The following is a 25,837-nucleotide window of genomic DNA, read 5'->3' on the forward strand; positions in this document are numbered from 1 at the left end:
TCGTGGGGTATCTGTATGGACGTCTCTCTGATCGTCTCGCTGCTCATCGTTTCGGGCGCGCTCGTCATGGTCGGCTCGCTCGTCCATACGCGAACGCTGTTGGAACACCTCGATGAGACGACGTACCAACGGCGCTGGCGTGGCCTGTTCGCGCTGATGGCGTTTTTCTTGGTCGGATACGCCGCAGCCATCTGGGTATCAACCAGCGGGTATGAGGTCGTTTTCCAGTTGCTTACTGGGCTCGTGTTCCTGTTCGGTGCGCTGTTTGTCTTTCTCGTGGTCAACACTGGACTCCTCACGATCAACGACCTACAGGACAAACGTGAATCACTGCAGACCGAAATGGAAGCGACAGAGCGTGCGCGCAACGACGCCGTTCGCTTGCAAGAGGAGACGGAACGACTCAACACCCACCTCGAGGAGCAAGCCGACGAGTACGCCGACGTCATGCAGGCGTGTGCGGCCGGTGATCTGACCCGTCGGATGGACCCCGAATGTGAAAACGACGCAATGGGCGAGATCGCAACCGAATTCAACGAGATGGTTTCGACGATCGAGTCGACCGTCGACCAACTCAAGCGCTTTTCGGACGATGTCGCCGTTGCCTCCGAGCAAGCGACGGCCAGTTCCGAGGACGTTCGATCGGCCTCGGAGCAAGTCACCGAGTCCATTCAGACGATCGCCGACGGCACAGAGAAACAACACGAGCGCCTGCAGTCGGTCGACCACGAGATCGGCGGACTCTCGAGTACGATCGAGGAAATCGCGTCGTCGTCGAATCGAGTTGCAGATATGGCTGAGCGAACGGCCGAAACGAGCGACGATGGCTACGAGAAAGCCCAGTCGACAATTGACGGAATGAACGAGATCGACGCCGAATCCGAGCGGGCCCTCGAGGAAATCGAACGACTCCAGTCCGAAATCGACCAGATCGACGAACTGGTCGAGGTCATCACGGCAGTCGCAGAACAGACGAATATGCTGGCACTCAACGCCAATATCGAGGTCGCCAGATCGTCCGAGACCGGCGGTGACGGCTTCGGAGCGGTTGCAAAGGAGGTCAAAGACCTCGCTGCTGAGACCAAAGACGCCGCTACGGACATCGAACAACTCATCGAGAACGTGAAAGGGCAGACGGACCGGGCGGCTGCCCGTGTTCGGGCGACTCGCGAGACGATCGACGACCACTGTGAGTCGGTCGAGCACGTCGCGACAGCCCTCGAAACGATTGCAGCGGACGCACGAACCACGAACAACGGCGTACAGGACATTTCTGCGGCGACCGAACAGCAGGCTGCCTCGACCCAACAGGTCGTCGCGATGGTTGATGAGGCGACCGCGATTTCGGAGACGACGACCACCGAGGCCGGAACCGTCGCCGCTGCCGCCGAAGAGCAGACGGGTGCGCTCTCGGAAATGTCACAGACCATCAGCAACCTCGCCCAACAGGCGTCACTGCTCTCGGACGAACTCGAGACGTTTGCGACTGACACCACAACAACTCCGCCATTGAACGCGATCACCAAATCCTGAAGTGGGCGTCTTTTGACCGTCAGACGCCTTTCTGTAGGGTTTCGCTCTCGAGGCGTCGACGGACACTTCGACGGTTGTCGAAAACCTGATCGAAAGAATATGAGTTATCTGTTTCGAGTACACTGGTCAAAATAGCTACCCGAAAAACAACAATGTCTGGCAAATATGACCTCGTCATCGTCGGTGGCGGTATCAGTGGCGCGTCTCTGTTGTACACGACCGCCAAGTTCACCGATATCGACTCCATCGCGCTGATCGAGAAAGAATCCGAGCTCGCAGCGATCAACTCCCACAGTACGAACAACTCCCAGACGCTCCACTTCGGAGATATCGAGACCAACTACACGCTCGAGAAGGCCGAAGAGGTCAAAGAGGGTGCAGAACTCCTCGCGGGGTATTTGGAGAACTACGACCCCGACCGAGAGATGCACTCGAAGCGCTCCAAGATGGTTCTCGGGGTCGGCGACGAAGAAGTCGCAGAACTCGAGGAGCGATATGAGGACGACGGTTTCGGCGACCTCTTCCCGAAACTCCGACCGATCGGCCGCGAGGAAATCGGCGAACTCGAGCCCAAGGTCGTCGAGGGCCGCGATCCAACCAAGGAGATGCTCGCGCTGCAGACGCCCGACGGCTACGTCGTCGACTACGGTGAGACGACGAAGTCGTTCATCGAGGAAGCAAGCGAAGAAGCAAACGTCGACGTCTACACCGGCACGACGGTCAAAGACATCACGCCAACGCTCGATGGCTACACGATCGAGACCAGCCACGGACGATTCGACTCCGACGCCACCGTCGTCGCTGCCGGCTCGCACAGCCTGCAGATGGCCAAAGAACTCGGCTATGGACAGGACAAGGTCTTGCTCCCCATCGCCGGGAGCTTCTTCCTTGCGGACGACCTCCTGAACGGGAAGGTCTACACGCTCCAGATGAAGAAGTTGCCGTTCGCTGCGGTTCACGGCGACGCGGACGTCCACGACGCCAGTGTCACGCGGTTCGGACCGACCGCGAAACTCGTTCCGACTCTCGAGCGCGGCCGTATCTCGACAGTCAAAGACTTCTTCGACGTGTTCGGGCTGAACGCCGCGGCGTTCCTGAGTTACGCGAACATTCTCTCCGATCGCATCCTGCTTCCATACGTGCTCAAAAACCTCGTCTATGACCTGCCCGCGGCCGGCCCGAAGGCGTTCCTCCCGCACGTCCAGAAGGTCGTCCCGAGCGTCGAACTCGAGGACATCGAGCGCGCGAAAGGCTACGGTGGAGTGCGTCCACAGATCGTCGACACGAAAAACAAGAGCCTCGATATGGGTGAGGCAAAGATCGTCGGCGAAGACATCATCTTCAACATCACGCCGTCGCCAGGCGCCTCGACGTGTCTCAAAAACGCCATGCGGGACACGCATACGCTGATCGACTTCCTCGGCGACGACTACGAGTTCGACGAAGCGGCGTTCCGCGAGGACACGATCGGCAACTTCCCGCGCGCCGAGTAACGACTACGGGTTGCACACACTTTTTCATCGACGATCGATACCACGGTTTCTCCGATACTGTCGTTCAGTGGCCGTACCTACTGCTCTTCGAGCAGTTCGTCGATGTACTGATCCTCCCAGTTCCGTCGGTCTTCGAGCTCACGCGTTCCCCGGCGGGTAACCGTGTAGAAATTCGTTCGGCGGTCCTTGCTGCCTTTCTCGAGTAGTCCCTTGTCGACGAGCGTATCGAGGTTCGGGTAGAGCCGTCCGTGATGGATCTCCGATTCGTAGTAGTTCTCGAGTTCGTCTTCGATCGCGAGCCCGTGGGGGTTATCCAGTCCGGCAGCGACGTACAACAGGTCGCGCTGAAAACCGGTCAGGTCGTACATAGTTCCTTCTTACGTCTCCAAATACATTAAAATCACTGATGCATTATCATTCAGTATTTTAACAGGCAGTGTGACGGGATCGTGCTCTCTGTGGACTGAGCGCGAAACCAAAACTGTATGGTGCTCTTACCGCCTCAACTGTAATAGGATGACAGATGTGAGCGTCATCGGGTGCGGAAACATGGGGAGTGCCCTTTTGAAAGGGCTCTCGAAAGCCGACGGGTACACGCTGACGGCGTGTGACCTGGACCCAGACGCGCTCGAGTCGGTAGCCGAGTACAGTTCGACGACGACATCGGACCCCGATGTCGCAGCGGAAGCTGATGTGGTTATCGTCGCGGTAAAACCGGATATCGTCATGCACGTCGTCGACGACATCGATCTCTCGGCGGACCAGACGCTGGTCACACTCGCCGCAGGTGTCTCGACGGACGTCATCGAACCACACACCGACGCGACGGTCGTTCGAATCATGCCGAACCTCGCAGCTGAGACGGGGAACATGGCGGCGGCTGTGACCCAACACAGTGTCACCGACGATGTCAGAGCGATCCTCGACGCTGTTGGCGAGTTCGTCGAGATCGACGAACAACAGATGGACATCGCGACGGCCGTCAACGGAAGCGGACCGGCGTTCGTGTTCTATCTCCTGAACGCGATGAAACAGGCGGGCGTCGACGGCGGCCTCGAGGACGAGGAGGCCAAAACGCTCGCCGCACAGACGTTCAAAGGAGCCGCCGAGACCGTCTTGCAGTCCGACCAGAGCATCGACGAGCTAATCGATGCGGTCTGTTCGCCCAACGGGACGACCATCGAAGGCATGGACGTGCTGTGGGACAGCGACGCCGACGAGGCGGTCGTCGACGCAGTCAGTGCGGCCGAACGACGGTCGAAAGAACTGGCAATGGAGTCTGAAGATGAGTAGCGTCACCGAACTCGACGCTGCGGAAATCACGCAGGCGCGACAACTCGCCGCCGACGCCGAGCGCGTAATCGTCAAGGCCGGCACCAACTCCCTCACCGACGAGGAATCGAATCTCGACGACGAGAAACTCGACAAGCTCGTCGACGACCTCGCTGACCTCCTCGAGCGCGGGAAGGAAGTGATTCTCGTCTCCTCGGGTGCAGTCGGCGCGGGCGTGGGACGGATCGGTTACACCGGCGAGACCGTCGAGGAAACGCAGGCGCTTGCAACCGTTGGTCAGAGCCACCTCATGCGGCGCTACACCGAGAGCTTCGAACGCTACGACCAGAAGGTCGCACAGCTTTTGCTCACCCAACACGACCTCGAGAACCCCGAGCGCTTTACGAACGTCCACAACACGATCGAAACCCTCCTCGAGTGGGGTGTCGTCCCGATCATCAACGAAAACGACGCAGTCGCAACCCAAGAGATTCGGATCGGGGACAATGACATGCTCTCCTCGTCAGTCGCCCTTGGCATCGATGCCGATCTGCTGGTGACGCTCACCGACGTCGGCGGCGTCTACACCGGGAATCCCAAGGAGGACGCCGACGCAGAACGCATCGAGGCCGTTGGCCGGAACTACGACGAAGTGCAGTCGATCATCGACGAGAGTTCGAGTTCCCAGTTCGGCGGTATCCGAACGAAAGTACAGGGCGCACGCGAGGTCAGCGAGCACGGCATTCCGGCTGTTATCGCCAGATCGACCGAGGAAGATGTCCTCGAGAAAATCGCTGCTGCCAAGCCCGTGGGCACAGTATTCGTTCCTATAAACGGTGTCACCGATGACTGAGAAATCGACACACGCCAAAGTCGACGAGGCACAGACTGCCGCCCTCGAACTCGCAAAGCTCGACGACGACGAGCGCAGTGCGGGCCTGCATGCGATCGCTGATGCGATCGACACCCGCCACGAGGAGATCCTCGAGGCCAACGAGAAAGACGTCGAAGAAGCCGAGGCACTGCTCGAGGAGGGCAAGTACAGCCAGGCGCTTGTCGACCGTCTCAAGCTCTCGGAGTCGAAACTCGAGTCGATCACCGAGATGGTCAGAAGCGTCGCCGCCCAAGACGACCCACTCGAGAAGACACTCGCCTCGCGACGCCTCGATGACGACCTCGAGTTGTACAAGCTCGCCGTCCCGATCGGCGTCATCGGGACCGTCTTCGAGTCCCGACCCGATGCGCTGGTCCAGATTGCCGCGCTCAGCCTCAAATCCGGCAACGCCGTCATGCTGAAAGGTGGCAGCGAAGCCAGCCACTCGAACCGGGTGCTCTACGACATTATCGTAGAGGCCACGGCCGACAAGCCCGACGGCTGGGCACAGCTCATCGAAGCTCGAGAGGACGTCACCGCTATGCTCGAGATGGACGATTCGATCGACCTGCTCATGCCACGTGGCAGCTCCGAGTTCGTTCGCTACATTCAGGACAACACGAGCATCCCCGTGCTCGGCCACACGGAGGGCGTCTGTCACGTCTACGTCGATGACGCAGCCGATCTCGAGATGGCCGCCGACATCGCCTACGACGCGAAAGTGCAGTACCCAGCCGTCTGTAACGCCGTCGAGACGCTGCTGGTCCACGAGGACGTCGCCGAGGCGTTCCTGCCCGAGATCGCAGCCCGATACGAAGACGCAGATGTCGAGTTGCGCGGCGACGACGCGTCGCGTGCGATCGTCGAAATGGCGGACGCGACCGAGGAAGACTGGTCGACCGAGTACGGCGATCTCATCCTCTCGATCAAGATCGTCGACTCGCTCGAGGCAGCCATCGATCACATCACCGAGTACAGTTCGAAACACACGGAGTCGATCGTAACTGAGGACGCTGACCGAGCCAGCACGTTCATGCGGAGTCTCGACTCGGCGAGCGTCTTCCACAACGCCTCCACACGCTTTAGCGACGGGTTCCGATTCGGTCTCGGTGCGGAAGTCGGCATCAGCACCGGCAAGATCCACGCACGAGGGCCAGTCGGTCTCGAGGGGCTGACGACCTACAAATATCATCTCGAGGGCGATGGGCAGGTCGTCGGGACGTACGCCGGCGAGGACGCAAAGCCGTTCCGCCACGAGGAGTTCGACGGCGACTGGACGCCGGGACGACTCTCTCAAGAGTGAGATTCTCCCACGGTGAAGGCCTCTTCGACCGGCGTTGAGCGCGCCCACCACTCTTGTCGGGATCGAGTCTACTGTCGCCGTGGAGGGTGAGTCACCCGCTTCGTCATCGAGATCTCCGGACATCGCTGTTACAGCGCTCGATCATACCGGTTCGGGACTCCTCGATGAGTCCATAGACGTCACTGTGACGCTCGAAAACGACGGGAATTGTGGTGGACGGTACACGGTCGAATCTATTCTCGACGGTGAGCAGTACGAAGAATACAACGCGTTCGTCGGCCCATCCCAGACCAAACATGTGACGTTCACGTACGTCTTCGAAAAACCCGGGACGTACACGATCACCGTTGGCGATCAGTCAGTCGGAACCGCTGAGCGGCCGTCGTCGCGAGATGCGAATTTCCGTTTTGGTTGCACGATTGACACCGAGTAGTTGAAATACGGAGCCGTTCTACGCGTGGTGTCAATGGCCGACTCACGGCAGCTCGTCCTTCTTGGATGTCTCTTGCTGATGCTTGCCGCGGTTCATGCTGTCTACAAGGTCGCCACCGGTGGCAACGCTTTGGACGCCGTTTTTGATTTTCTCCTGCTCGGGTTTTCGGGACTGCTGGTCACGTACGTCGGTACGTGGTTAACGAGCAGTAAAATCGACGCCGAGTTCTACCGACGAGTCCTGTTGTGGTGTCTCGGGGGTGTCGGCGTGATGTTCGTGTTCTTGCTTCTGCGCGCGCTGCATCCCGGGATCAGCAACCCGTTTTCTCACTCGACGAGAGCGATCGCGCTGGCTATCGCCTCGGTCGCAGGCCTTGGTATCGGCATCCACGATGCGCGTGCGCTCACACGCGAGCACGAGTTACAACAGGAACACGACCGGTTCCGTGCGGTGTTCGAACGGTCGTTCGACGCGATGGTCATCGCTGACGACGATGGGACGTATCTCGATGTCAACGAGAGCGCATCCGAGTTGTTCGGCCTCCCGACGGACGAGTTGCGTGGTCGAACGATCGAGGAGTTCCTCCCTGACAGATACGACTTCGAGCAGGAGTGGCAGCAATTTCAGACGTCCGAGAACGGGCGTGGTACCGTTCCACTCGTTCGATCCGACGGGACACAGCGATTGGTCGAGTACGCTGCTGCGACGGACATCTACCCCGGGCAGCATCTGTCCATCCTTCGAGATATCACTGCACGCGTCGAGTATCAACGCAAACTCGAGGAATCCAACGAACGGCTCGAACAGTTCGCCTACGCCGCCTCGCACGATCTACAGGAGCCGTTACGGATGGTGACGAGTTATCTGCAACTCCTCGAGGATCGATACGCTGACGACCTCGATGCAAACGGCGAGGAGTTCATCGAGTTCGCCGTTGACGGGGCCGAACGGATGCGCGAGATGATCGACGGCCTGCTCGAGTACTCACGCGTCGAGACACAGGGTGACCCCTTCGAACCGGTCGATCTAGCACGGGTCGTCACGGACGTCCGAATGGATCTGCAGTTTCAGATCGAAGACTCCGGTGCGAAGATTACGACCGACGAACTGCCCCAGGTCTACGGCGACGACGGACAGTTGCGACACGTGTTCCAGAACCTGTTGAGCAACGCCATCGAGTACAGCGGCGATGAGCCACCTCGAGTTCATATCGCAGCCGAACGTGTCGGGCACGAGTGGCGAATTTCGGTTCGTGACGAGGGTATCGGTATCGACACCGACGACGTTGAGCGTATTTTCGAGGTGTTTCAACGCCTTCACAGCTACGAGGAGTACGAGGGAACAGGGATCGGTCTCGCCCTATGCAAACGGATCGTCGAACGCCACGGCGGCGAAATTAGGGTTGACTCGGAGCCGGGCGTTGGATCGACGTTCTCGATTACGTTGCCGGCAGTGCCCGACAGCTGAGCCGCTTTCGTGGCGGTGGCCGACTTGTGACTCAAGCCGATGACTGGTGTTCTCTGCGGTTTCAGTGGCCGTTTTTTGCCGATTATGGTCCAGCTTGAAATATTCAATCGGGGAGAATTTTTGGTAGTTGAACTCGCAGAAACTGAATGGTGACAACCATAATAAGCGGGCCAAGGAATATACCATACCACCCAAAAATTGCCGGTCCCAAGAGATATGCGAACATGACGAGTCCCGTGTGAAAGAGGCGTCCGGAAAGGAAGGGTCGGACATACGTCCGGATGACGTTGTCGAAGATGATCCCCATCACAACGTAGAAGACTATTGGAAACCAAATATATCTTATATTTGTCTGGTATGCGACGACAGTAAGGTAGAGAACAATCGCCCCATACAGCAGACTTCGACCGAGGAGTGGAATCACTGAAATCAGCCCAGTGACAAAACCGAGAAGTATCGCATGGGGGATTGCGAGACCTGGCGGAGCAATGAGATTCAACGCGTTGTAGATGATTACAGCAACAGTGCTGATTACGATAATAGTAAGCGTATATCCAAAATAGACAGAAGCGAGCCCTTGATCAACCGCTTTTAAATAATCGTATACGTTCGACTCCCGCTCTACAATGGTGGATCGGAACCAGGAAGCTATTTTCCGCTCGTCTCGAACCAGGAAAAACGCGAAGATAATCGTGATCAACGCGTTGAACGCTTGCACAGTGAACGTCCCGACGAACCCGCTCACCAACGGAGCAAGCGTGGCGAGGGTTGGATCGCTCCGTAGGGCTTCAACGAACGCATATAGTTCAGTCTCACTTGTGGGGAGAGTGTCTATAGCAAGCCCTGGAAATAGCCTTTCCAACAGCCCTTCGACGTCCGTCGCCTCTATCGCTGCAAGCTCTGCGAGTAGTAAAACAATGAACACCCCCAGAACTGCGATGAATGGTAACATAATGAGACCGAGTGAAAGGAGAGCAGAGAGTCCCGGTGAAACACCCTGCTGTTGAAGACGTCTGGCGACTGGCCGGACGACGTAGTATAGGAAAAGCCCCAACACGATCCACCCGAGGTAGGTGTGTAACGCCACAACGAGAACGAGAACAAGAGCGAGCGCGAAAAGCCACCAGCCAACCGTCCCAGCCAGCCCCTCGCCGTTCGATGAAACGCTCCATCTCATGAGGTTCAAATACATTGGGTCGATCCTATATAAGTAACATCAACCAACGACTGGGTAATCGGTCAGTGGTGGCTCAAAAGCGGACAGCAGTGCTCAAACTAGATTGTCAAAATCGTGCTACGATAGTAGCCACTGCACGTCACTGCACACATCCCATCGCACGACGGGAGCGCGGGTCGACGCGACCGTTGGAGCGAGAACCACGAACTGGCAAAGGGGGAACGACGTGACCCGTTCGCTGTGTGATCCGTGTGCAAATCGTTTCTGTTGTTACTTTGTTTACTGCTATGAAGATCAGTGGGATAAATAGTGGATTGGTTAGTCGTCGCTTGGTGCACGACTGATACTGGCGGCGGGGTTGTCGTCGACGAGCCACCCGTCTTCGGTCGCGCGCTCGGCGACATGAGGCTGGAACACCCACGCAGTCAGCGCGAGGATTGGAATCATCGTCAGCCCGACCACTGCATATCCGAGATGGAGATTCGGCAGAAACGGTGCGGCAAAGAGCAGTGGGTAGATCACGCCGCCGCCAGAGCCGAGTCCGCCGACGATTCCGGCGACCGAACCCGAGTTGTTCGGAAACATAGCCGGCACCTGTGCGAAGATCGCCCCCTCGGAGAACGCACAGCCCACGCCGACGAGGAAGCCGGCGACGACTGCGAGATAGATGTTGCCGGTTAGTCCTGCAGCGGTCATCCCGAACATCGTGAGCACGACGAACACCATTGTCACAAAGGTCCACTGCTCGCGGTAGCGGCCCTCGAACCACGGCAGTATATCCAACTCCCTGCGTGCGACGACGTCGCTGATGTAGCCGCCGATCGGACGGAGCAATCCGGCAGCGATCGAGAACGTCGCTGCGAACGTCGCCGCGATGACGATATCCCCCTGTCCGAACCCTTCACGGTAGTACGTCCCGAGCCAGCCGTTCATGGCGACCTCGAGGCCGAAGGTCATGACGTAAGCCGCTGAGAGGACGACTGCGCCGTGGCGAGTGGCGATGTAGAGCCACTGGTGCGGACTGACACCGTTTTTCGTCGCCTGTCGTCGCTGTTCGGTCTTTGCAGCGTCACCGAACACGAAGTAGATGACACCGAGGATGATCGCGAGGACACCCGTATAAAAGAAGGCTGCTCGCCAGTTCGACGCGAACAGCGGACCGACGTATCCCTCGCCGAAAATCCGTGGCAGCGTAAAGTACGCGCCGAGTCCCGCGCCGGCGTTGCCGATCCCGGCGAAGACACCTTCCGCTAGACCGAGGTTCTCCTCTTCGAACCACTGGGCGACGTGTTGAATGCCGATGACGAACGTGATCCCCGAAAGCGAGGCGATGATTCGCGAGACGGTGAACACCTCGTAAGTCGTCGCAGACGCACTGATGATCGAAAAGAGACCGACGATCACCAATGTAGCGCTGGCTGTGACCGGCGCACCATACTTGTCGGTCAGCGGCCCGATGAGGATGCGACCGAGCGGAACCGCGATGACGGCTGCACTCGAGACGAGGCCCAGTTGGGCGACTGAAAGCCCGAATTCGGTCGCAATCTCGCCAGTGAACGGGGCGAACGAAAACCAAATGACGAACCCCAGGTTGAACATCGCCGTTGCGAGTAACAGGTTCTTCCACTTGCCGTCGATCACGTCTGCTCACCCGTCATCTGTGGTTCGTGACCCAACGGTCTCAACTTCGCTCTATCATCGCTTGTACCCTATATCACTTCCAGAACGTTGGGAATCATCTGTGTTTTCCGAGTACATCTCTCGAAAAGTCCACTGATAAAGACATATTAGAAATTAGATAAAGTGCATTAATAGTAATTATATTGGGAAGTATATGGCTGACTGGTAGTGTGGGTGTCCCGTGAGACAGTCGACAGACAGTCTACCAGATCCATTGTTATCTTTCACTTTACCAATATAGTCGGCAGTTATCAGCGTTAGTTGGATAAAAGGGGGCTAAAAGAGAGCTTGCAGTAGTATTACCACTAATCGACCGCTTTTCTCTATTTCTATAGACTCGACACAACGTGACTGAGATGATACTGAAATCTCGAGAGAGCGTATACGAACCACGGTTTAGGCGGTATCTGATCGCGGCAGCGCTCCGGTCGACTGCCGGTCAATCATCAGGTGACCAATGGATAGACGATCCGCGTTGCCACTCGTTCGTTGTACACGCCGCCGTCTAAACTACCAGCCTACTTTAATGCTATCTAATCTGGCGAATAAGGATAATATCTCCACTCTGTACTGGAAGTAAATGCCCCTCGAGTATCGGTGAGAGACGCCATCGGTAGGTCGTGGCGGAGCAGATAGAGCTAAATGCTCGCTACACACAGTGTGACGTGATGACGACTAGCGCAATTTCGCTCGAGGCAGTGACTAAATCGTTTCGTGAGGAAACGGTACTTCGAGATATCGAACTCGAGATCGAGGATGGGGAGTTCTGTGTCGTTCTCGGACCGAGTGGCTGTGGGAAGAGTACGCTCCTCAAGTGCATTGCCGGATTGATCGACTCGGATGACGGGACGATCTCACTCGATGGTCGTGACACGGCTGAAATGTCGGTGCAGGACCGAAATCTCGGCTACGTGTTCCAGGAGTTCGAGGAGACGCTGTTCCCCCACAAAACCGTCGCCGAGAACATCGCGTTCGGGCTCGAGCACGGCGAACAGGAGCGATCCCCCGAAGAGATCGACGAGATAATCGATGACATGCTGTCGCTGTTGGCGATCGAGGAGACACGGGATGATCTTCCGAGCGCGCTCTCAGGTGGGCAACAACAGCGCGTAGAGCTTGCACGCCAGTTAAGCCGCGAGTGTCCGATCATGCTGTTCGACGATCCGCTTGCCGACCTCGACTACAAGTTACAAAAACGGATGGAACTCGAGATGCGGAGTCTCCATGCGGACCTCGAGAGTACGTTCCTCTACATTACGCACAACCAGGATCAGGCGCTCAAACTCGCCGATAAACTGGTGGTGATGAACCATGGGATGATCGAACAGATCGGAACGCCGGAATCGGTGTATCACAACCCACAAACGGCGTTCGTCTGTCGGTTCGTCGGTGACTCGAACGCGCTCGTTACAGAGGGAGTGCCGACCGATGTCGGCGACGGTGTCGTCGATGTCGAAACCGAGATCGGGCCGATCACGGCGACCACACAGAACGGAACCGAGAAGGAGACCGGTATCGTGATCGTTCGCCCCGAGGCCGTCTCGCTCGACACAGCCGACTGTGAGACGACGGTGACCGGCGTTCTCGAGGGACGGACGTACACCGGCGAAACGACCGAGTTTGCACTGTCGATCGACGGACTCGACCGTGAGTTCTACGTTGTCGTCCCGAACGATCCAGACATTGGCTCGGTCGGCGAGACGATGGAGTTGGGGTGGAATATCGACGACGCCCTCTACTTTGAGAAACTCAGTGTAACCGATGCGGTTACCTCTAGCGACCTCCTTGGTGAGTGATAATGTCTGACACAGAATACTCCGGGGCGGACACATCGGCAGCCGAACCGACACCCGACGTGACGGACGACGTCGCACTCGATGTCCGGGGACTGACGAAAATCTACCCCGACGGGACGCTCGCCGTCGATGACATCGATTTCAGCATCAACGACGGGGATTTCTGCGTGCTGATCGGCCCCAGCGGCTGTGGGAAGTCGACGACGCTGCACTCGCTTGTCGGCAAAATTCCGGTGACTGAGGGCGAAGTACGACTCGGTGGCGTCGATATCACCGACGCACCCACGTACGAGCGCGATATCGGGCTCGTGTTTCAGGACTTTCAGCTGTTTCCACATCTGACCGTCGGGGAAAACATCGAGTACGGACTGCAACGCCTTCAGGTCGATGCGGACGAGCGAGCGGAGCGCGTCACCAACATCGTCGAAATGATGCGCCTCGAGTCGCTTGCCGACCGACAACCAGAAGAGCTCTCCGCGGGGCAAAAACAGCGCGTCGCACTCGCTCGGAGTATGGTCCTCGAGCCGAAGTTGCTCTTGCTTGATGAACCGCTCGGGGACATGGATTACAAACTCCAGAAACACATGGAGCGGGAGCTGCTTCGGCTCCACCGCGAGCTCGATACGACGTTCGTCTACGTGACTCACGACCAGACACAGGCGATGCGGCTTGCTGACCAGATCGTCGTCATGAACGATGGGAAAGTCGAGCAATCCGACTCCGTCGAGCGTGTCTACAACGAGCCGGCGACGGCGTTCGTCTCGGCGTTCGTCGGCGACTCGAACACGTTTACGGGCGAACTGACCGATGTCAGCGAGGACGGCAGCTACGCCCACATCGAAACACCGCTTGGCACGTTTCTTGCGACGACGAAGAATCTTCGCTCCGATCCACCGTCGCTCGTCGGCGAGCAGATCCCGTTCTCGGTCCGGCCACAGTATCTCGAGGTCACTGACGAACTCGACAACAGTGTCAGCTGCCGGGTTGACGACGTGATCCATCAACCCGGCTCGGGGACGCAGGTAATCCTCGAGGCGACGACGACTGACGGAACGCCACACGAACTCCAACTGAAGTCCTTCGATCGCATCGAGCCATCGGACACCGTTTCAGTCGGCTGGAGTGCGGATCACGCCACTCTGCTCGAGCAGACGAGCGTCGTCGACGGAATCGACCTCGGGACGGACATCCTCGGCGAGTGATACTGTCGGACAGCAGTCAGTGAGACGTCGGTCGTGAATTCGCGGCCGTCCTCGGGCGTGACGGCCGCAGTCGCGCGACCGATCTTCAAACAGTGCTGTCTGACAGTATGACCGGGCTGGCAACTGCGGGCTGACGTCTATCTTGTTTCGCCCTCGTACCGTGCTACTCTCGAATCGTTATCGTCACTGGCTGGACGCCGTCTCTGAGTGTGCGCTCTTCGAGTGCGGTGAGTTCTGCACGTGTCGCCTCGAGCGTTCCAACGTGGTTCCCGGCGAGTTCACCAGCCGGACTCTTGAAACACGTCGGCCCACACGCGATCAGGAGTTCCTGTTCGTTCTTGTAGCCCGGATACAGTAGGATATCGCCACGGGATGGGTAGACAGTGTGATTCTCTCGAGGGAGGTCCGGGAGTTTGACCTCGTCGATGTTAATCCACGTCGCATGGCCACTCCACCGGACGTGCATCAACTCCGAGGACAGCGGTAGGACCACTTTCAGCGCGCGAATCGACTCAGGGGCCTCTGACTCGAGCAGCGGCGCGACGTACGTCTGCTCGCCGACGGTGAGTTGCAGTTCACTCACGGCAGTCACCGCGCCGTCCAGCCGCCATCGACACGCAGTACGTGGCCGGTGATGAACTCGCTCTCGTCGCTTGCGAGAAACAGTGCGGCGTTTGCAACGTCCTCGGGCAGTCCGAACCGGGGCCACGGCGTCGACGCCTGCCAGTCGGCGAGCAGGTCCGGATCAGTCTCACGCCACTCGGCGTTTTGGGCGGTTTCGATGATCCCCGGCGCAAGCGCGTTGACGTTGATTTCGTCGGCTGCATAATCGAGCGCTAGTTGCCGGGTCAGATTTGAGACCCCGCCTTTCGACGCACAGTAGGCTGCACTGTTCTCCCCGCCAACCAGCCCGTAGATCGACGAGAGGTTGATGATCGTTCCGTGGGGGCTCTCTTTGAGCGCTGGAATGGCGTGTTTGCTCGTGAGAAACAGCCCCCGAAGATTGACGTCCATGATCGTGTCGTACTCGTCGACCGGTGTTTCGTGGGCCTGATTCTGAAAATAGATCCCCGCGTTGTTGACGAGGATATCCAGCCCGCCGAACTCGGCTTGTGCCGTCTCGAGGGCGGCGATGATGTCGGCTTCGTCCGTGACATCCATCTCGACGAACTCGTAGTCGGCGTCGACGGCCTCGAGGTGGTCGAAGACGGACTGTTCGTCCTCGAGTTTCGGCTCGCGTCTGACGTCGGCGACGACGACGCTGGCACCCTCTGCTCCGAATCTCGCTGCGATTGCGTTTCCAATACCTGAACTCGCTCCCGTGACGAGTGCAACACGTCCCGCTAAGCGTCCTTCTGACATTCGGTATCAATGACCGCGACAGAGTGTATATACCTATCGTTTGGCTCACTCCCCGGTGAACAGTCGCCGTCGTTCCTCGAACGCATCGGCCACAGCACAGACGACCGCGAGTTTGACCCGTGCCTTGTGAGCCGGCAGGTCGTCGCCGTGGATCGCGCCGTGTGACTGCAAGGTGGTTCCACCGCCACCGCCGCCGTACACTGGTGCCGTCACACCGGCTTGACACCGTGAAACGACGACAACGGGCGTCTCCGCGGCGACTGCAGCGGCGATTGCGCCGCCGAGATCGCTGGTCGTATTTCCGAGACCCGTCCCGTTGACGACGATGCCATCGACGTCGTCCTCGAGTGCTCGGTCGATCGGCCGACGGCCCATGTCTGCGCCGCTAGCGACGATTGCGATGTCGCTCGTCACGGACCCGACATCGAACGTCGCCGAGTAGCTTCGTGGCTCGCGGATCACTCGCACGTCGGAGCGAGTCAGCGCGGCAATTGGACCCGTGCTCGGCGAGTCGAAGGTCTCGAGTGCGCTCGTGTGCGTCTTCGTGACATCGCGTGCGGCATGGACCTCGTCGTTCGTGGCCACGTAGACGCCACTCGAGAACTGCTCGTGGCTTGCGACTCTGACTGCTGCGAGCAGGTTTGCTGGACCGTCCGGACTAGTTTCATCGGGACGGCGCTGTGCACCGGTGAAGACGACCGGTATCGTACACTCGAGCGTGAGATCGAGGAAATAGGCGGACTCCTCGAGCGTATCCGTACCGTGAGTGACGACGACACCATCCGCGCCGTCAGCGGCGACGCGACGGACGGCTGTGGCGAGGTCCATCATGGTGTCGAACGTCATGTCGTAGCTTGGCACCTGTGCGATCTCTTCGACCGCGAGGTCAGCGTGTGTCTCGAGTTCAGGAACGGCCTCGACCAGATCCGCGCCTCGTTTGCTCGGTGTTGCACCGCCCTCGGCGCTCGTACTCGCGATGGTCCCGCCCGTGCTGAGGATTGCGACCGTTGGTAGCATATGTGTCGATCGTTCTGCGACTGGATATCTCTTTTGTACACGCGAACGAGAGTTAGGAATATTCAACCGATACGCGTTGGTATGTGGAAAATCCTCGATTTACGTCTGCATAAGAGGAACGTTTAATACGGCACAGGGTATGTGACTGCTTGTAATGCCAGACGGTATCAGTAGACGAAACTTTGTGGCGTACGGTGGCGCAGCAGCGGGTGCAGCACTTGCAGGATGTGTCGGTGGCGATGATGGTCCGGCACGACCACTCGAGTGGATTGGGCCAGACTGGGCGGTCAGTGACGAGCAGGCTGCGAAAATGGAGGAGATGTCGGGCGTCGAGGTGAACACGACGATCGCGACGATCGGTGATACGCAGGCACAACTCCTCGGCGGCGGGTCCGAAAACACGGACGTGTTCACTTCGGATACGACCGGATCTGGGGCACTTACTCGAGACAATCCGGTAACGATCCCGATGCCGGTCGACGACCTAGAGAACTGGGATGAAGAGCAGATTTCCGATCTGTTCACTGATCCAGCCGAGCGGCTGAGCCATCTCGGAGAACAGGTCGAGACAGTCAACGATGAGTTGTGGGTCGACGGCGACACGCGCGACGAGATTCTGTTCTCACCATACGCGTACAACTTCGACGCGATGGGGTACAACCCATCGTTCGTCGACGACGTCTCCCTGTGGAGTACGCAGTTCGACGAACAGTACGAGGGAGAGGTCATCGTCGGCGAAACGGCGGCGATCACCATCCCACAGGCGATCATGCACTTGCTCGATAACGACATGATCGACGGCGACATCGGCCAGTTGAACAACCCGACGCAGGACCAACTCGATACGGCGATCGACTTCCTTATCGAGCAGAAAGACGCCGGCCAGTTCCGTTCGACGTGGGAAGCCTACGGCGAGTCCGTGACGCTAATGGCTGGCGAAGAGGCAGTCATCGGCGACATCTGGCAGCCGGCAGCGATGGACGTTCGTCGAGAAGGGACGCCATGTACCTACGCCACGATGAGCGAGGGCATTCAGGGCTACCGCTACTGGTACGGCGGGATGGCGACCCTCGAGGGCGCACGGGAGCGCCAAAACGTCGAGCAGGTCACGTTCCTGTACGATCAGGTCCACCTCGGCGCGTGGTTCCCCGGCTTCGTCCAAGGTCGTGGCTACTCGGTTCCACACTACGAAAACGAGGAACTCGTCCGTGATGGCTCGGACGAATCCGGCGAAGGAATGGGGCCGGAGTACTACGACTGGGCATACCGCGGCGAGGCGACGTACGAGGAGATCGACGAACCGTCACTGTTCGATCCGCTCGATTACGACTGGTCGATGGAAGAAGGCTCTCCCGACTCGAACGGCGGCACCCGTGACAGCGGGCCGATCGAAGAACGGATCGACCGCATTGGCTTCTTCCAGATCTGGCCCAGTGAGGCAGACTACATGGTCTCACGTTGGGAGGACTTCCTGGCTGCCTAACTCGAGTATGCTTACGACCATCTCACTGCAATCGGAGACACGTACCACATGAGTTCTGAATCAAAAACCGGCGGCTCGAGTCTGTTGGGGACTGACAGAGATGATCTGATCAACGAAGTAACGGGGTTGATCGCACCAACAGTGCTCTGGTTTGCCGTCTTCTTACTGTTGCCGTTGCTCGTCATTTTCTACTACAGCTTCCTCACGTACCAGTCGTTCAACGTCATAAACGAGTTCACGCTCTCGGCGTGGGTCGATGGCGTGTTCGGCTCCGGTGCGGTTCGGGGTGCGTTCGTCCGAACGATCGGCGTCGGAATCATCGTGACCATAATCACGCTCGCGTTCGGCTACCCGCTCGCGTACTACCTGCGGTTTCACACCACGCCGATGGTTGGACTCGTCTTGCTGTTGTTTCTGGTCATCCCGTTCTGGACGTCTGAGCTGATCCGGACGTTCGGCTGGTTTCCAATCTTGGGACGAAACGGGGTCGTCAACGGGCTGTTGATGACGCTTGGGATCACCAGTGGGCCGATCGGCTGGCTCCTGTTTTCCGGGTTCTCACAGGCAGTCGGCTATCTCCAGAACTACGTGGTGTTCATGGCAGCCCCGATCTACATCTCGCTGTCACAGATCGATGAAGGACTGCTCAACGCCTCCGAAACGCTGCGCGGAAACCCGGTGGAGACGTTCAAAAACGTCACATGGCCGCTGAGCCTGCCCGGCGTCGCGATCGGCTGTATGTTCACGTTCGTGCTGACGATCGGGAACTTCACCGTGCCGTCGTTTCTCAGTGGCGGTGCCAACACGGTGCCGACGCTGATCTTCAGCCGCTACAGTCAGGGACTCAACTACCCATCGGCTGCGGCGCTCTCGATCACACTGCTCGTCGTCATCTTCGCGTTCGTCTTCCTGCTGTTCAGAGTCGTCGACATCACCGAGATCGCGAGCCAAGACTGATTCCGAACACTGTTTTTTGTCGGTCAAAAACACCAACACAGCGCCTGTGAGTGATCCAAGCAACCCGAACGAAGAAGAGCCAACGCCAACGAAAGTGCCCGCCGTCACTGGTGCCAGATCGTATCGTCCCGCTCCTCGAGGTACTCCTGATGGCGTTCCGCGTGCTCGTCGTAAATCGCATCGCCCGGCTCCGTCGGTTCGTCGGTAAACGTCGCATCGATCGCATCGTCGACGCGAAGTACGAGCAACGCGACATCGACGGCGTGGCGGTAACACCGTCGTCGAACGCCAGTCGGATCGAGTACACCAGCATCCAGGACGTCGTCTATCTCTTTCGTGGGCAAGACGAGTCCCGGCGCAGTACCGTTCGTCGTATTCGTGGTCGCCTCTCGCAGGTTCGTCAGCGTCGTCAGCGGGTCCATCCCCGCGTTCCGGGCGAGCGTCGACACGAACCGCTCCGTCGCGTCGGCAAAGGCCTCGAAAGCGAGTTGCGCCCGTCCGTCCGCCTCGAGTGCGGCCGCACGGAGTTCGCGTGCGACCTCGAGTTCCGTCGCCCCGCCGCCGGGAAGTACCCCTGCTGGGGCAGCCGTTTCGCCGGTCGCCGTTGCGACCGCGGCGACAGCTTTTCTGACCTCCGTCGCCGCCTGCTCGCCGAGTTGGCCGTGGACACCATGGAGGAGAAACGTCACCGACTCCGGGTCGGGACAGTCATCGAAGACGACCATGCGCCGGCGCTTTCGGCGGCCCTGTCGCTTATCGATGACGTGCTGTTCGACGAGGCCAGCGGAGCCGAGATCGGCCGGCGTTACATCAGTCGAATCGACGACGGGTGTTGCACCAGTTGCCCGTGCCAGCTGTGTGAGTTTGAGCCGGTTGACGCCACGGATGCCCACGATTCCGTGTTCGACGAGCAGTTCCTGGTAGGCGTCGTTGATTCCGGTTCTGGTTACGACGACATCGACACCAGCGTCAACGAGACCGGCGACGACCTGCTCGCGGCGGCGGACGAACACGTCGTCGAACGCCTCGATGTCGTCCGGCGAGTCGACGATAATCCGCTCGCCGTCTTGCTGGAAGTCAGGGTCTTGCAGCCCACCCGTTTTGCCGTCGTTCGCTTTGCCGCGTTTGAACCCACTGAGTACCAGCACGTTCGCGTCCTCGATCCGACGGGGCATCCGCTCGTCACAGATCTCGTTTCGGTCGAGGACGGTTCCGGAGACGAGCCGCGAGTCGTCGATCGATCCTGATCGAATCTGACGGACGGCAAGGGTCTCCTCGTCGGGCATTCCGACCTGCGCGGCCGCTTCGACGGCACCTGCTGCCCAGATCTCTCGCGCCCCACCGATGTCGTTGCCCGTCATCGCCGAGCGCGCGACCATTTCGGCAGCAGCAGTCGGATCGTCGAACTCCTCGAGTGGTTTCGAAAGCGACTGTAGCGTGCGTTCGACCGTCTCGAGGGCGGCACTATACCCCTCTTCGATAGTCGTCGGGTGCACGCCACGTTCGATCAGCCGCTCGCCCTCTTTCAACAGCGCCCCGAGCAGTACCACGGTGGTTCCGACCCCATCAGGGACGAGTTCGCCGACGACATCGGTCGTTCCCGGCCGTTCCGGCACGACGAGGCGGCGAATAATCGGCCCCATCGGGTGCTCGATCGGTAACTCCTCGAGGACCGTCGCACCGTCGCTGCTAACCGTATCGACTCGCGTTTCTGGCTCTCCCGGCTCTCGATCCTCGGTGGACGAGCGGCCCGTGATCAGCGTCTCGTGGGACAGCGGGCCGACGGAACTCTCGAGAACGCCGGTTACCGCTCGCGCAGCGACGATGTTTGCGTGTGGAAACTGTAACTCCCCACCAGTTTCGGTTCCGTCTTCCATGTGTAACACTGTCATTCCGTCGGGCAGCGGATAAAAACCTATCCACGAATAGCCGTGTTCTGTCGCCGATTCAAGTATGTTGACACGAGTCATGCGCAGTATCTTTATATCATATGCCACCAGTACTCAGGGTAGATGGCGACAAAGCACTCTTCGGTTGAGACGCAGGTGGAGCAATCTGCGTTAACACGGCTCGTACAGTGGTTCGATATGAAGCGGCTGTTGGCAGCGTATTTCATCCTGATTTCGCTGTACATCTACGCGCCGATGATCTCCCTGATCGTGTTTTCGTTCAACGCAGGCGGGATCTCGCCGCCGTATCAGGGGTTTACGCTGGCGTGGTACAGTGAGTTGCTCTCCAATCGGGGGATTCTCACCTCCGTCATGCGGTCGATCCAGCTTGCACTCGTCGTAACGGTGATTACGACGATACTGGGTACTGCCGCAGCGCTTGCATACCGCTACGATTTCCGTGGCCGCAAACTGTTCTTGTATCTGATCGTGCTCGGGATCATCACTCCGGGAATCGCGTTCAGCGTCGGCTCAACGCTGCTTCTGAACGAGGTTCTTGGATTCTCCCGATCGATGTGGCTTGCGCTACCCGCCCACGTCGTCTGGACGCTCCCGTTTGCCGTCATCGTCTTGCTCGCCGGCTTCCCACCGAACCTCGCACAGAACGAAGAGGCAGCGAGAGTCATGGGTGCGGATCGAAAGACAACGTTCAGAGAGATCGTGTTGCCACAGATCGCGCCGACCGTTCTCGGGGCAGCTGTCTTCGCGTTTACGCTCTCGTACAACGAAGCCGAACGCGGACTGCTCCTCGTTGGCCGTGACCGAACCATGCCGATGGAAGTGTTCAGTATCGCCTCTGCGGAGCGTGCAACGCCGGAGCTGTTCGCTCTCGGAAGCGTGACAACGGTGTTCTCGACGATCCTGCTGCTCGTCGCAGGCGGTCTCGTCGTCTACGGGTCCAGACAGTCCTGACGGCGTCTTGGAACGCCGTGATGCGTTTCCGGAGTCCAGAGTATGTGTGATACTATCAACCAAACATAAGAAAAGGCTTTTTAGATACCTCTCGAACTCGAATTCGCAATGACGTCCAAAGTATGCCTTACGTACGACTTTGACGCGGTATCGACGTGGCTGTGGTCATACGACTCCTGGGATATGCCGACACGGCATTCTCGAGGCGTCTATGGCGCCAACGTCGGTGCTCCGCGCCTGCTCGATCTCCACGACAAACACGACATTCCCGCGACCTGGTTCATCCCCGGCCACACGATCGACAGCTTCCCGGAGATCAGCGCCGAGGTGTGGGACCGCGGCTACGACATCCAACACCACGGCTGGAGCCACACCGGACCCGCAACGTACGACACCAAAGAAGACGAGATGGCAGACGTCGAACGGGCAATCGACTCGATCGTCGACCTCACCGGTCGCAAACCCACCGGCTACCGCTCGCCTGCGTGGGACTACTCGGCGAACACGCTCGACATCTTAGATGAAGTCGGCATCGAATGGGACTCGAGCAAGATGGCCTCGGATTTCGAACCCCACTGGCTCTATGGTAACTGGAGCGCACCCGAGGACGGCCCGTACGACCGCGGCGAACCGACGGATATCGTCGAACTCCCTGTCTCGTGGCAGCGCGACGACTGGCCAGCACTGACGTTTACGTGGGCGCGCCCACACCGCATGGGCTACGTGAGCGAGGATTCGCTCTTCCAGCGCTACTACGACCAGTTCGACTGGATGCACGAGAACGTCGACGACGGCGTCTTTATTCTGACGCTGCACCCACAGGTCATCGGACAGGCCCACCGCATCTCGCGACTCGAGGAACTGATCGAACACATGAAAAGCCACGACGATGTCGAGTTCGAAGAGATGGACACCGTCGCCACCGAATTCCGCGAGAATAACTGATCGACCGGCCGCGTCCGATCAGATTCGATCCAGCAACTCCCGTTTTTTCGCCTCGAACTCCCGTTCCGTGAGATATCCCTGTTCGAACAGGGTTGCGAGTCGCTCGAGGCGCTCGAGCGGGTCGTCAGCCGACTGTTCGGCAGCCGACGTGGCGTCCGTCGACTGCTCGGCCGCCGGCTGGGTCTCGAGCCGCTGGCGAAGCTGCGTGGAGGCGGCGCTGGCGGCGTCGGCCGAGCTTCGTCCAACGTCGATGTAGTATCGGGTCCCACCCTGAATCACCAGCCGCTGGTTGCCGTTTGCCGTCTCGAGTGATACAGTTGTGATGTCGTCGTCAGCGATCGATCGGTACTCGTGATCGGCGGGTGAGTTTCGCTGGACCACGACCAGCAGCCGCCGGTTCGTCACGACCGTCAGCAGGTCACGACCGTGACTTGCCATCTTGCGCGTGCGGCTCTCCTCACGACGCTCGCGGTCCGGATCATTCGTCTCGTAATCCATGAGCCGCCCGCGAAGGACGTGTTGAATCTGTTCGTCGACATCGAGCCGCTCGAGGAAGGCACGCCGATCCGCTTCGTCGAGGCCGATCCGTTCGATCGCATCGTCAGCCTGCTCGGCGAGCACGTCGCCGCCGGCTGCGGGGGCGTCTCGGGCGTCGGTTCGGTCGTCGATTGGCATACACACAGCGGAAGACACGGAGACGTATATACGTTCTCGCGTGGCGACTCACAGACTGCCGCCCACGGGTCGTAGGCGGTGCTCGGCGAGTGCGTGTCCCCAGCAGTAACAGCTATACCGATTCAACGAGAACGAGTATCACTCCCACGACACGGAGTAACGCAATCGACGAGACTGTCGGACAGCCAGTGACAGCGCGGAGACGGCCGGCAGAGAGAGCCGGTGATTCGCACGGAGGCGAAGCCGCCAGCTGCTCGAGAGCACGTCGAGCGAATCCAGAGCAATCTATGACAGCAGACGAACCAACGGACAGCGAGAAGCACATTGTCGAGGGGTGGCACGGCCGCTACTACGAGGATTTCGCGGTGGGTGACGTCTACAAACACCCGTTCGGGCGCACCGTCACTGAGACGGACAACGTCTGGATGACGAACGTCACGATGAATCTCAATCCGATGCACTTCAACGAGGCCTACGCGGCCGAAACGGAGTTCGGCGAGCGACTCGTCGACGGGACGTTCGTCATCGCACTCGCAGTGGGGATGAGCGTCATCGACATCTCGGTCAACGCGACCGCAAACCTCGGCTACGACGACATTCGACACCACAACCCCGTCTATCACGGCGATACGATCTTCGCCGAAAGCGAGGTCCTGCATAAACGCGAACTCGAGTCCCGCGACCACGTCGGGATCGTCACGACCGAACTCCGAGCGTACAATCAGGACAACGAGCTCGTGCTCTCGCTCGAGCGAACGCCGATGGTGCTCAAACGAAGTCACGCCGAGCCCTCGGCCGCACAGCCGCCGGGTTGGCCCGAGGGCATCGGCACGCAGCCGGAACCCGACCAATGAGCGATAGACTCGAGGGCGCGATCGAACCGGTCGACGTCGAGACGGCCGCTTCCCACGTCGACAGCGATGCGGTCGTCGCCGTCAGTGGGTTCGGCGCGGTCGGCTACCCGAAGGCGCTGCCGCTGGCACTCGCCGACGACGACCGAGACCTCGAACTGACGGTCGTCAGCGGCGGCAGCGTCGGTAAGGAGATCGACACGGCGCTCGTCGAGACAGGGGCAATCGCCCGTCGCTACCCATACCAGTCCCGACCTGCGGCGCGGGAGGCTGTCAACGACGGGACGATCGCCTATCAGGATCGGTTCATCTCGGCGGTCGGTGACGAAGTCGCGCTGGGACATCTCCCGAAGCCCGACGTCGCGATCGTCGAAGCGGTGGCCGTCGGCGCAGACTGGTTCGTTCCGTCGCTGTCGATCGGCCACACGGCGGCCTACGTGCGAGCCGCACCGAAACTGATCATCGAAGTCAACGGCTCGATCCCTCGTGAGATCGGCCGGTTCCACGACGTCTACGAACGCGAACTGCCACCGAACCGGAAGCCGATCCCCCTCGAGCATCCAGCCGATCGGATCGGCGACTCCCGGATTCGGTTCGATACGGATACCCTCCTCGCCGTCGTCGAAACCGAAACGCCCGACGACCCCTACAGCTTCCGCGAGCCGTCGGCGACCGACCGAGAGATCGCAACCAATCTCGCGACGGTTCTCGAGGCCGAACTCGAGCGCTGTTCGATCTTCGACGATCGGATCGCGCTGCAGTTCGGCGTCGGCAGCCTCGGCAACGCGCTCATGGGTGCACTGTCGGACATCGACTTCGGCGATCGAGACGTCTACTACTACGGCGAGGTGTTTCAAGATGGTCTCCTCGAGATGATCGAGAACGGGACGCTCACCGGTGCCAGCGCGACGTCGTTTGCGCTCTCCGTGGAGGGGCAACGGCGACTGTTCGACGACATCGATCGATACAGCGAGTCGGTCATCCTCCGGACGGCAGCGCTCTCGAACAGCCCGGCGCTGATCGACCGCTTTGGCGTCGTCGGGATCAACAGCGCCGTCGAAGTCGACCTCTACGGGCACGTCAATTCGACGCACGTCGGCGGCTCGCGCGTCCTGAACGGGGTCGGTGGCAGCGGCGATTTCAATCGCAATTCTCCGCTTACGATTACGACACTACCCTCGAGACACGGGACGGAGACATCCTGTCTCGTCCCGATGTGTCCGCACGTCGACCACACGGAACACGACATCTCGGTTGTGATTACCGAGCAGGGAATCGCCGACCTGCGGGGACGTTCCCCACGCGAGCGTAGCCGGCTACTCATCGAGGAGTGCGCCCACCCGCAGTTCGTCGACGATCTCGAGGCATATCTCGAGCGGAGCGAGGCAAACGGCGGCCACATCCCGCATCATCTCGAGTCGGCGTTTTTCTGGCAGTCCTGACCGCTCGCTGTCAG

At 59.3% G+C, this 25,837-nt stretch carries 22 protein-coding genes and 1 pseudogene; 15 read left to right on the forward strand and 8 right to left on the reverse strand.

Translation table 11 applies throughout. From position 1 onward, the window contains the following. The first annotated feature begins 15 nt into the window (after positions 1-15). Together C495_RS16645 and C495_RS16650 are read left to right on the forward strand one after the other, a co-directional pair. Positions 16-1,533, forward strand: a complete 1,518-nt coding sequence (locus C495_RS16645) for a methyl-accepting chemotaxis protein (RefSeq protein WP_008165053.1) — start codon at positions 16-18, stop codon at positions 1,531-1,533. 152 nt (positions 1,534-1,685) lie between these two features. Continuing rightward, complete coding sequence (locus tag C495_RS16650) at positions 1,686-3,026, forward strand: FAD-dependent oxidoreductase (RefSeq protein ID WP_008165055.1); 1,341 nt, start codon at positions 1,686-1,688, stop codon at positions 3,024-3,026. Between the two features lie 77 nt (positions 3,027-3,103). On the opposite strand, the gene C495_RS16655 is transcribed toward C495_RS16650, so the two are convergent. After that, positions 3,104-3,394, reverse strand: a complete 291-nt coding sequence (locus tag C495_RS16655) for a helix-turn-helix transcriptional regulator (RefSeq protein WP_008165057.1) — start codon at positions 3,392-3,394, stop codon at positions 3,104-3,106. 148 nt (positions 3,395-3,542) lie between these two features. Between C495_RS16655 and proC the strand changes: the two genes are divergently transcribed. From proC to C495_RS17445, 5 genes and pseudogenes are all read left to right on the forward strand, one after another. Beyond that, complete coding sequence (proC, locus tag C495_RS16660) at positions 3,543-4,319, forward strand: pyrroline-5-carboxylate reductase (protein ID WP_049890406.1); 777 nt, start codon at positions 3,543-3,545, stop codon at positions 4,317-4,319. Beyond that, positions 4,312-5,151: a glutamate 5-kinase gene (gene proB / locus C495_RS16665; protein ID WP_008165060.1), complete on the forward strand. Its 840-nt coding sequence runs from the start codon at positions 4,312-4,314 to the stop codon at positions 5,149-5,151. Before proC ends, proB begins: the two co-directional genes overlap by 8 nt. Continuing rightward, positions 5,144-6,475 carry a glutamate-5-semialdehyde dehydrogenase gene (locus C495_RS16670; RefSeq protein ID WP_008165062.1) on the forward strand — a complete coding sequence of 444 codons (1,332 nt, stop codon included), beginning with the start codon at positions 5,144-5,146 and terminating at the stop codon, positions 6,473-6,475. Before proB ends, C495_RS16670 begins: the two co-directional genes overlap by 8 nt. Positions 6,476-6,941: 466 nt before the next feature. After that, positions 6,942-7,301, forward strand: a pseudogene (locus C495_RS18710) (histidine kinase); the annotation flags it as partial. Then, a complete protein-coding gene (locus C495_RS17445) occupies positions 7,293-8,375 on the forward strand; it encodes a sensor histidine kinase (RefSeq protein WP_449406479.1) in 1,083 nt (360 codons plus the stop codon). The pseudogene C495_RS18710 and the gene C495_RS17445, both read left to right, overlap by 9 nt. Before the next feature lie 103 nt (positions 8,376-8,478). On the opposite strand, the gene C495_RS16685 is transcribed toward C495_RS17445, so the two are convergent. Both C495_RS16685 and C495_RS16690 read right to left on the reverse strand, forming a co-directional pair. Beyond that, on the reverse strand, positions 8,479-9,552 hold the full coding sequence (locus tag C495_RS16685) for an AI-2E family transporter (protein ID WP_049890413.1): 1,074 nt from the start codon (positions 9,550-9,552) through the stop codon (positions 8,479-8,481). 318 nt (positions 9,553-9,870) lie between these two features. Beyond that, entirely contained in the window at positions 9,871-11,193 is a 1,323-nt protein-coding gene (locus tag C495_RS16690) for an MFS transporter (protein ID WP_008165066.1), read from the reverse strand. Positions 11,194-11,900: 707 nt separating this feature from the next. On the opposite strand from C495_RS16690, the gene C495_RS16695 reads away from it, so the two are divergent. Further along, on the forward strand, positions 11,901-13,028 hold the full coding sequence (locus tag C495_RS16695) for an ABC transporter ATP-binding protein (RefSeq protein WP_008165067.1): 1,128 nt from the start codon (positions 11,901-11,903) through the stop codon (positions 13,026-13,028). 2 nt (positions 13,029-13,030) lie between these two features. Beyond that, positions 13,031-14,230 carry an ABC transporter ATP-binding protein gene (locus tag C495_RS16700; protein WP_008165069.1) on the forward strand — a complete coding sequence of 400 codons (1,200 nt, stop codon included), beginning with the start codon at positions 13,031-13,033 and terminating at the stop codon, positions 14,228-14,230. A 163-nt stretch (positions 14,231-14,393) separates the two neighbouring features. On the opposite strand, the gene C495_RS16705 is transcribed toward C495_RS16700, so the two are convergent. From C495_RS16705 to C495_RS16715, 3 genes are read right to left on the reverse strand one after another with little or no spacing between them, the layout of a single operon-like run. Then, positions 14,394-14,822: a DUF3830 family protein gene (locus C495_RS16705; RefSeq protein WP_008165071.1), complete on the reverse strand. Its 429-nt coding sequence runs from the start codon at positions 14,820-14,822 to the stop codon at positions 14,394-14,396. Then, positions 14,819-15,592, reverse strand: a complete 774-nt coding sequence (locus C495_RS16710) for an SDR family NAD(P)-dependent oxidoreductase (protein WP_008165073.1) — start codon at positions 15,590-15,592, stop codon at positions 14,819-14,821. The genes C495_RS16705 and C495_RS16710 overlap by 4 nt, the downstream gene beginning before the upstream one ends. Positions 15,593-15,637: 45 nt before the next feature. Continuing rightward, positions 15,638-16,609 carry an asparaginase gene (locus C495_RS16715; protein ID WP_008165076.1) on the reverse strand — a complete coding sequence of 324 codons (972 nt, stop codon included), beginning with the start codon at positions 16,607-16,609 and terminating at the stop codon, positions 15,638-15,640. A gap of 154 nt (positions 16,610-16,763) precedes the next feature. Between C495_RS16715 and C495_RS16720 the strand changes: the two genes are divergently transcribed. Then, positions 16,764-18,092, forward strand: a complete 1,329-nt coding sequence (locus C495_RS16720) for a type 2 periplasmic-binding domain-containing protein (RefSeq protein ID WP_241430624.1) — start codon at positions 16,764-16,766, stop codon at positions 18,090-18,092. Positions 18,093-18,140: 48 nt separating this feature from the next. Beyond that, positions 18,141-19,049, forward strand: a complete 909-nt coding sequence (locus tag C495_RS16725; protein WP_008165079.1) for an ABC transporter permease — start codon at positions 18,141-18,143, stop codon at positions 19,047-19,049. Between the two features lie 104 nt (positions 19,050-19,153). Here the strand turns inward: C495_RS16725 and C495_RS16730 are convergent, their stop codons facing one another. Further along, a complete protein-coding gene (locus C495_RS16730) occupies positions 19,154-20,926 on the reverse strand; it encodes a TCP-1/cpn60 chaperonin family protein (RefSeq protein WP_008165081.1) in 1,773 nt (590 codons plus the stop codon). A gap of 210 nt (positions 20,927-21,136) precedes the next feature. Here C495_RS16730 and C495_RS16735 point away from each other — a divergent pair, with 210 nt between their 5' ends. Continuing rightward, a complete protein-coding gene (locus tag C495_RS16735) occupies positions 21,137-21,910 on the forward strand; it encodes an ABC transporter permease (RefSeq protein WP_008165083.1) in 774 nt (257 codons plus the stop codon). A 183-nt stretch (positions 21,911-22,093) separates the two neighbouring features. Then, positions 22,094-22,855 carry a polysaccharide deacetylase family protein gene (locus C495_RS16740; protein ID WP_008165086.1) on the forward strand — a complete coding sequence of 254 codons (762 nt, stop codon included), beginning with the start codon at positions 22,094-22,096 and terminating at the stop codon, positions 22,853-22,855. Between the two features lie 18 nt (positions 22,856-22,873). Here C495_RS16740 and C495_RS16745 read toward each other — a convergent pair whose 3' ends face one another. After that, a complete protein-coding gene (locus C495_RS16745; RefSeq protein WP_008165088.1) occupies positions 22,874-23,530 on the reverse strand; it encodes an SHOCT domain-containing protein in 657 nt (218 codons plus the stop codon). Positions 23,531-23,817: 287 nt separating this feature from the next. Between C495_RS16745 and C495_RS16750 the strand changes: the two genes are divergently transcribed. Together C495_RS16750 and C495_RS16755 are read left to right on the forward strand one after the other, a co-directional pair. After that, positions 23,818-24,384: a MaoC family dehydratase gene (locus tag C495_RS16750; RefSeq protein ID WP_008165089.1), complete on the forward strand. Its 567-nt coding sequence runs from the start codon at positions 23,818-23,820 to the stop codon at positions 24,382-24,384. Beyond that, a complete protein-coding gene (locus C495_RS16755) occupies positions 24,381-25,823 on the forward strand; it encodes an acetyl-CoA hydrolase/transferase C-terminal domain-containing protein (protein ID WP_008165092.1) in 1,443 nt (480 codons plus the stop codon). Before C495_RS16750 ends, C495_RS16755 begins: the two co-directional genes overlap by 4 nt. The last annotated feature ends 14 nt before the right edge of the window (positions 25,824-25,837 follow it).

The sequence above is a fragment of the Natronorubrum sulfidifaciens JCM 14089 genome, from assembly GCF_000337735.1.
In the GTDB taxonomy this organism is placed as follows: domain Archaea; phylum Halobacteriota; class Halobacteria; order Halobacteriales; family Natrialbaceae; genus Natronorubrum; species Natronorubrum sulfidifaciens.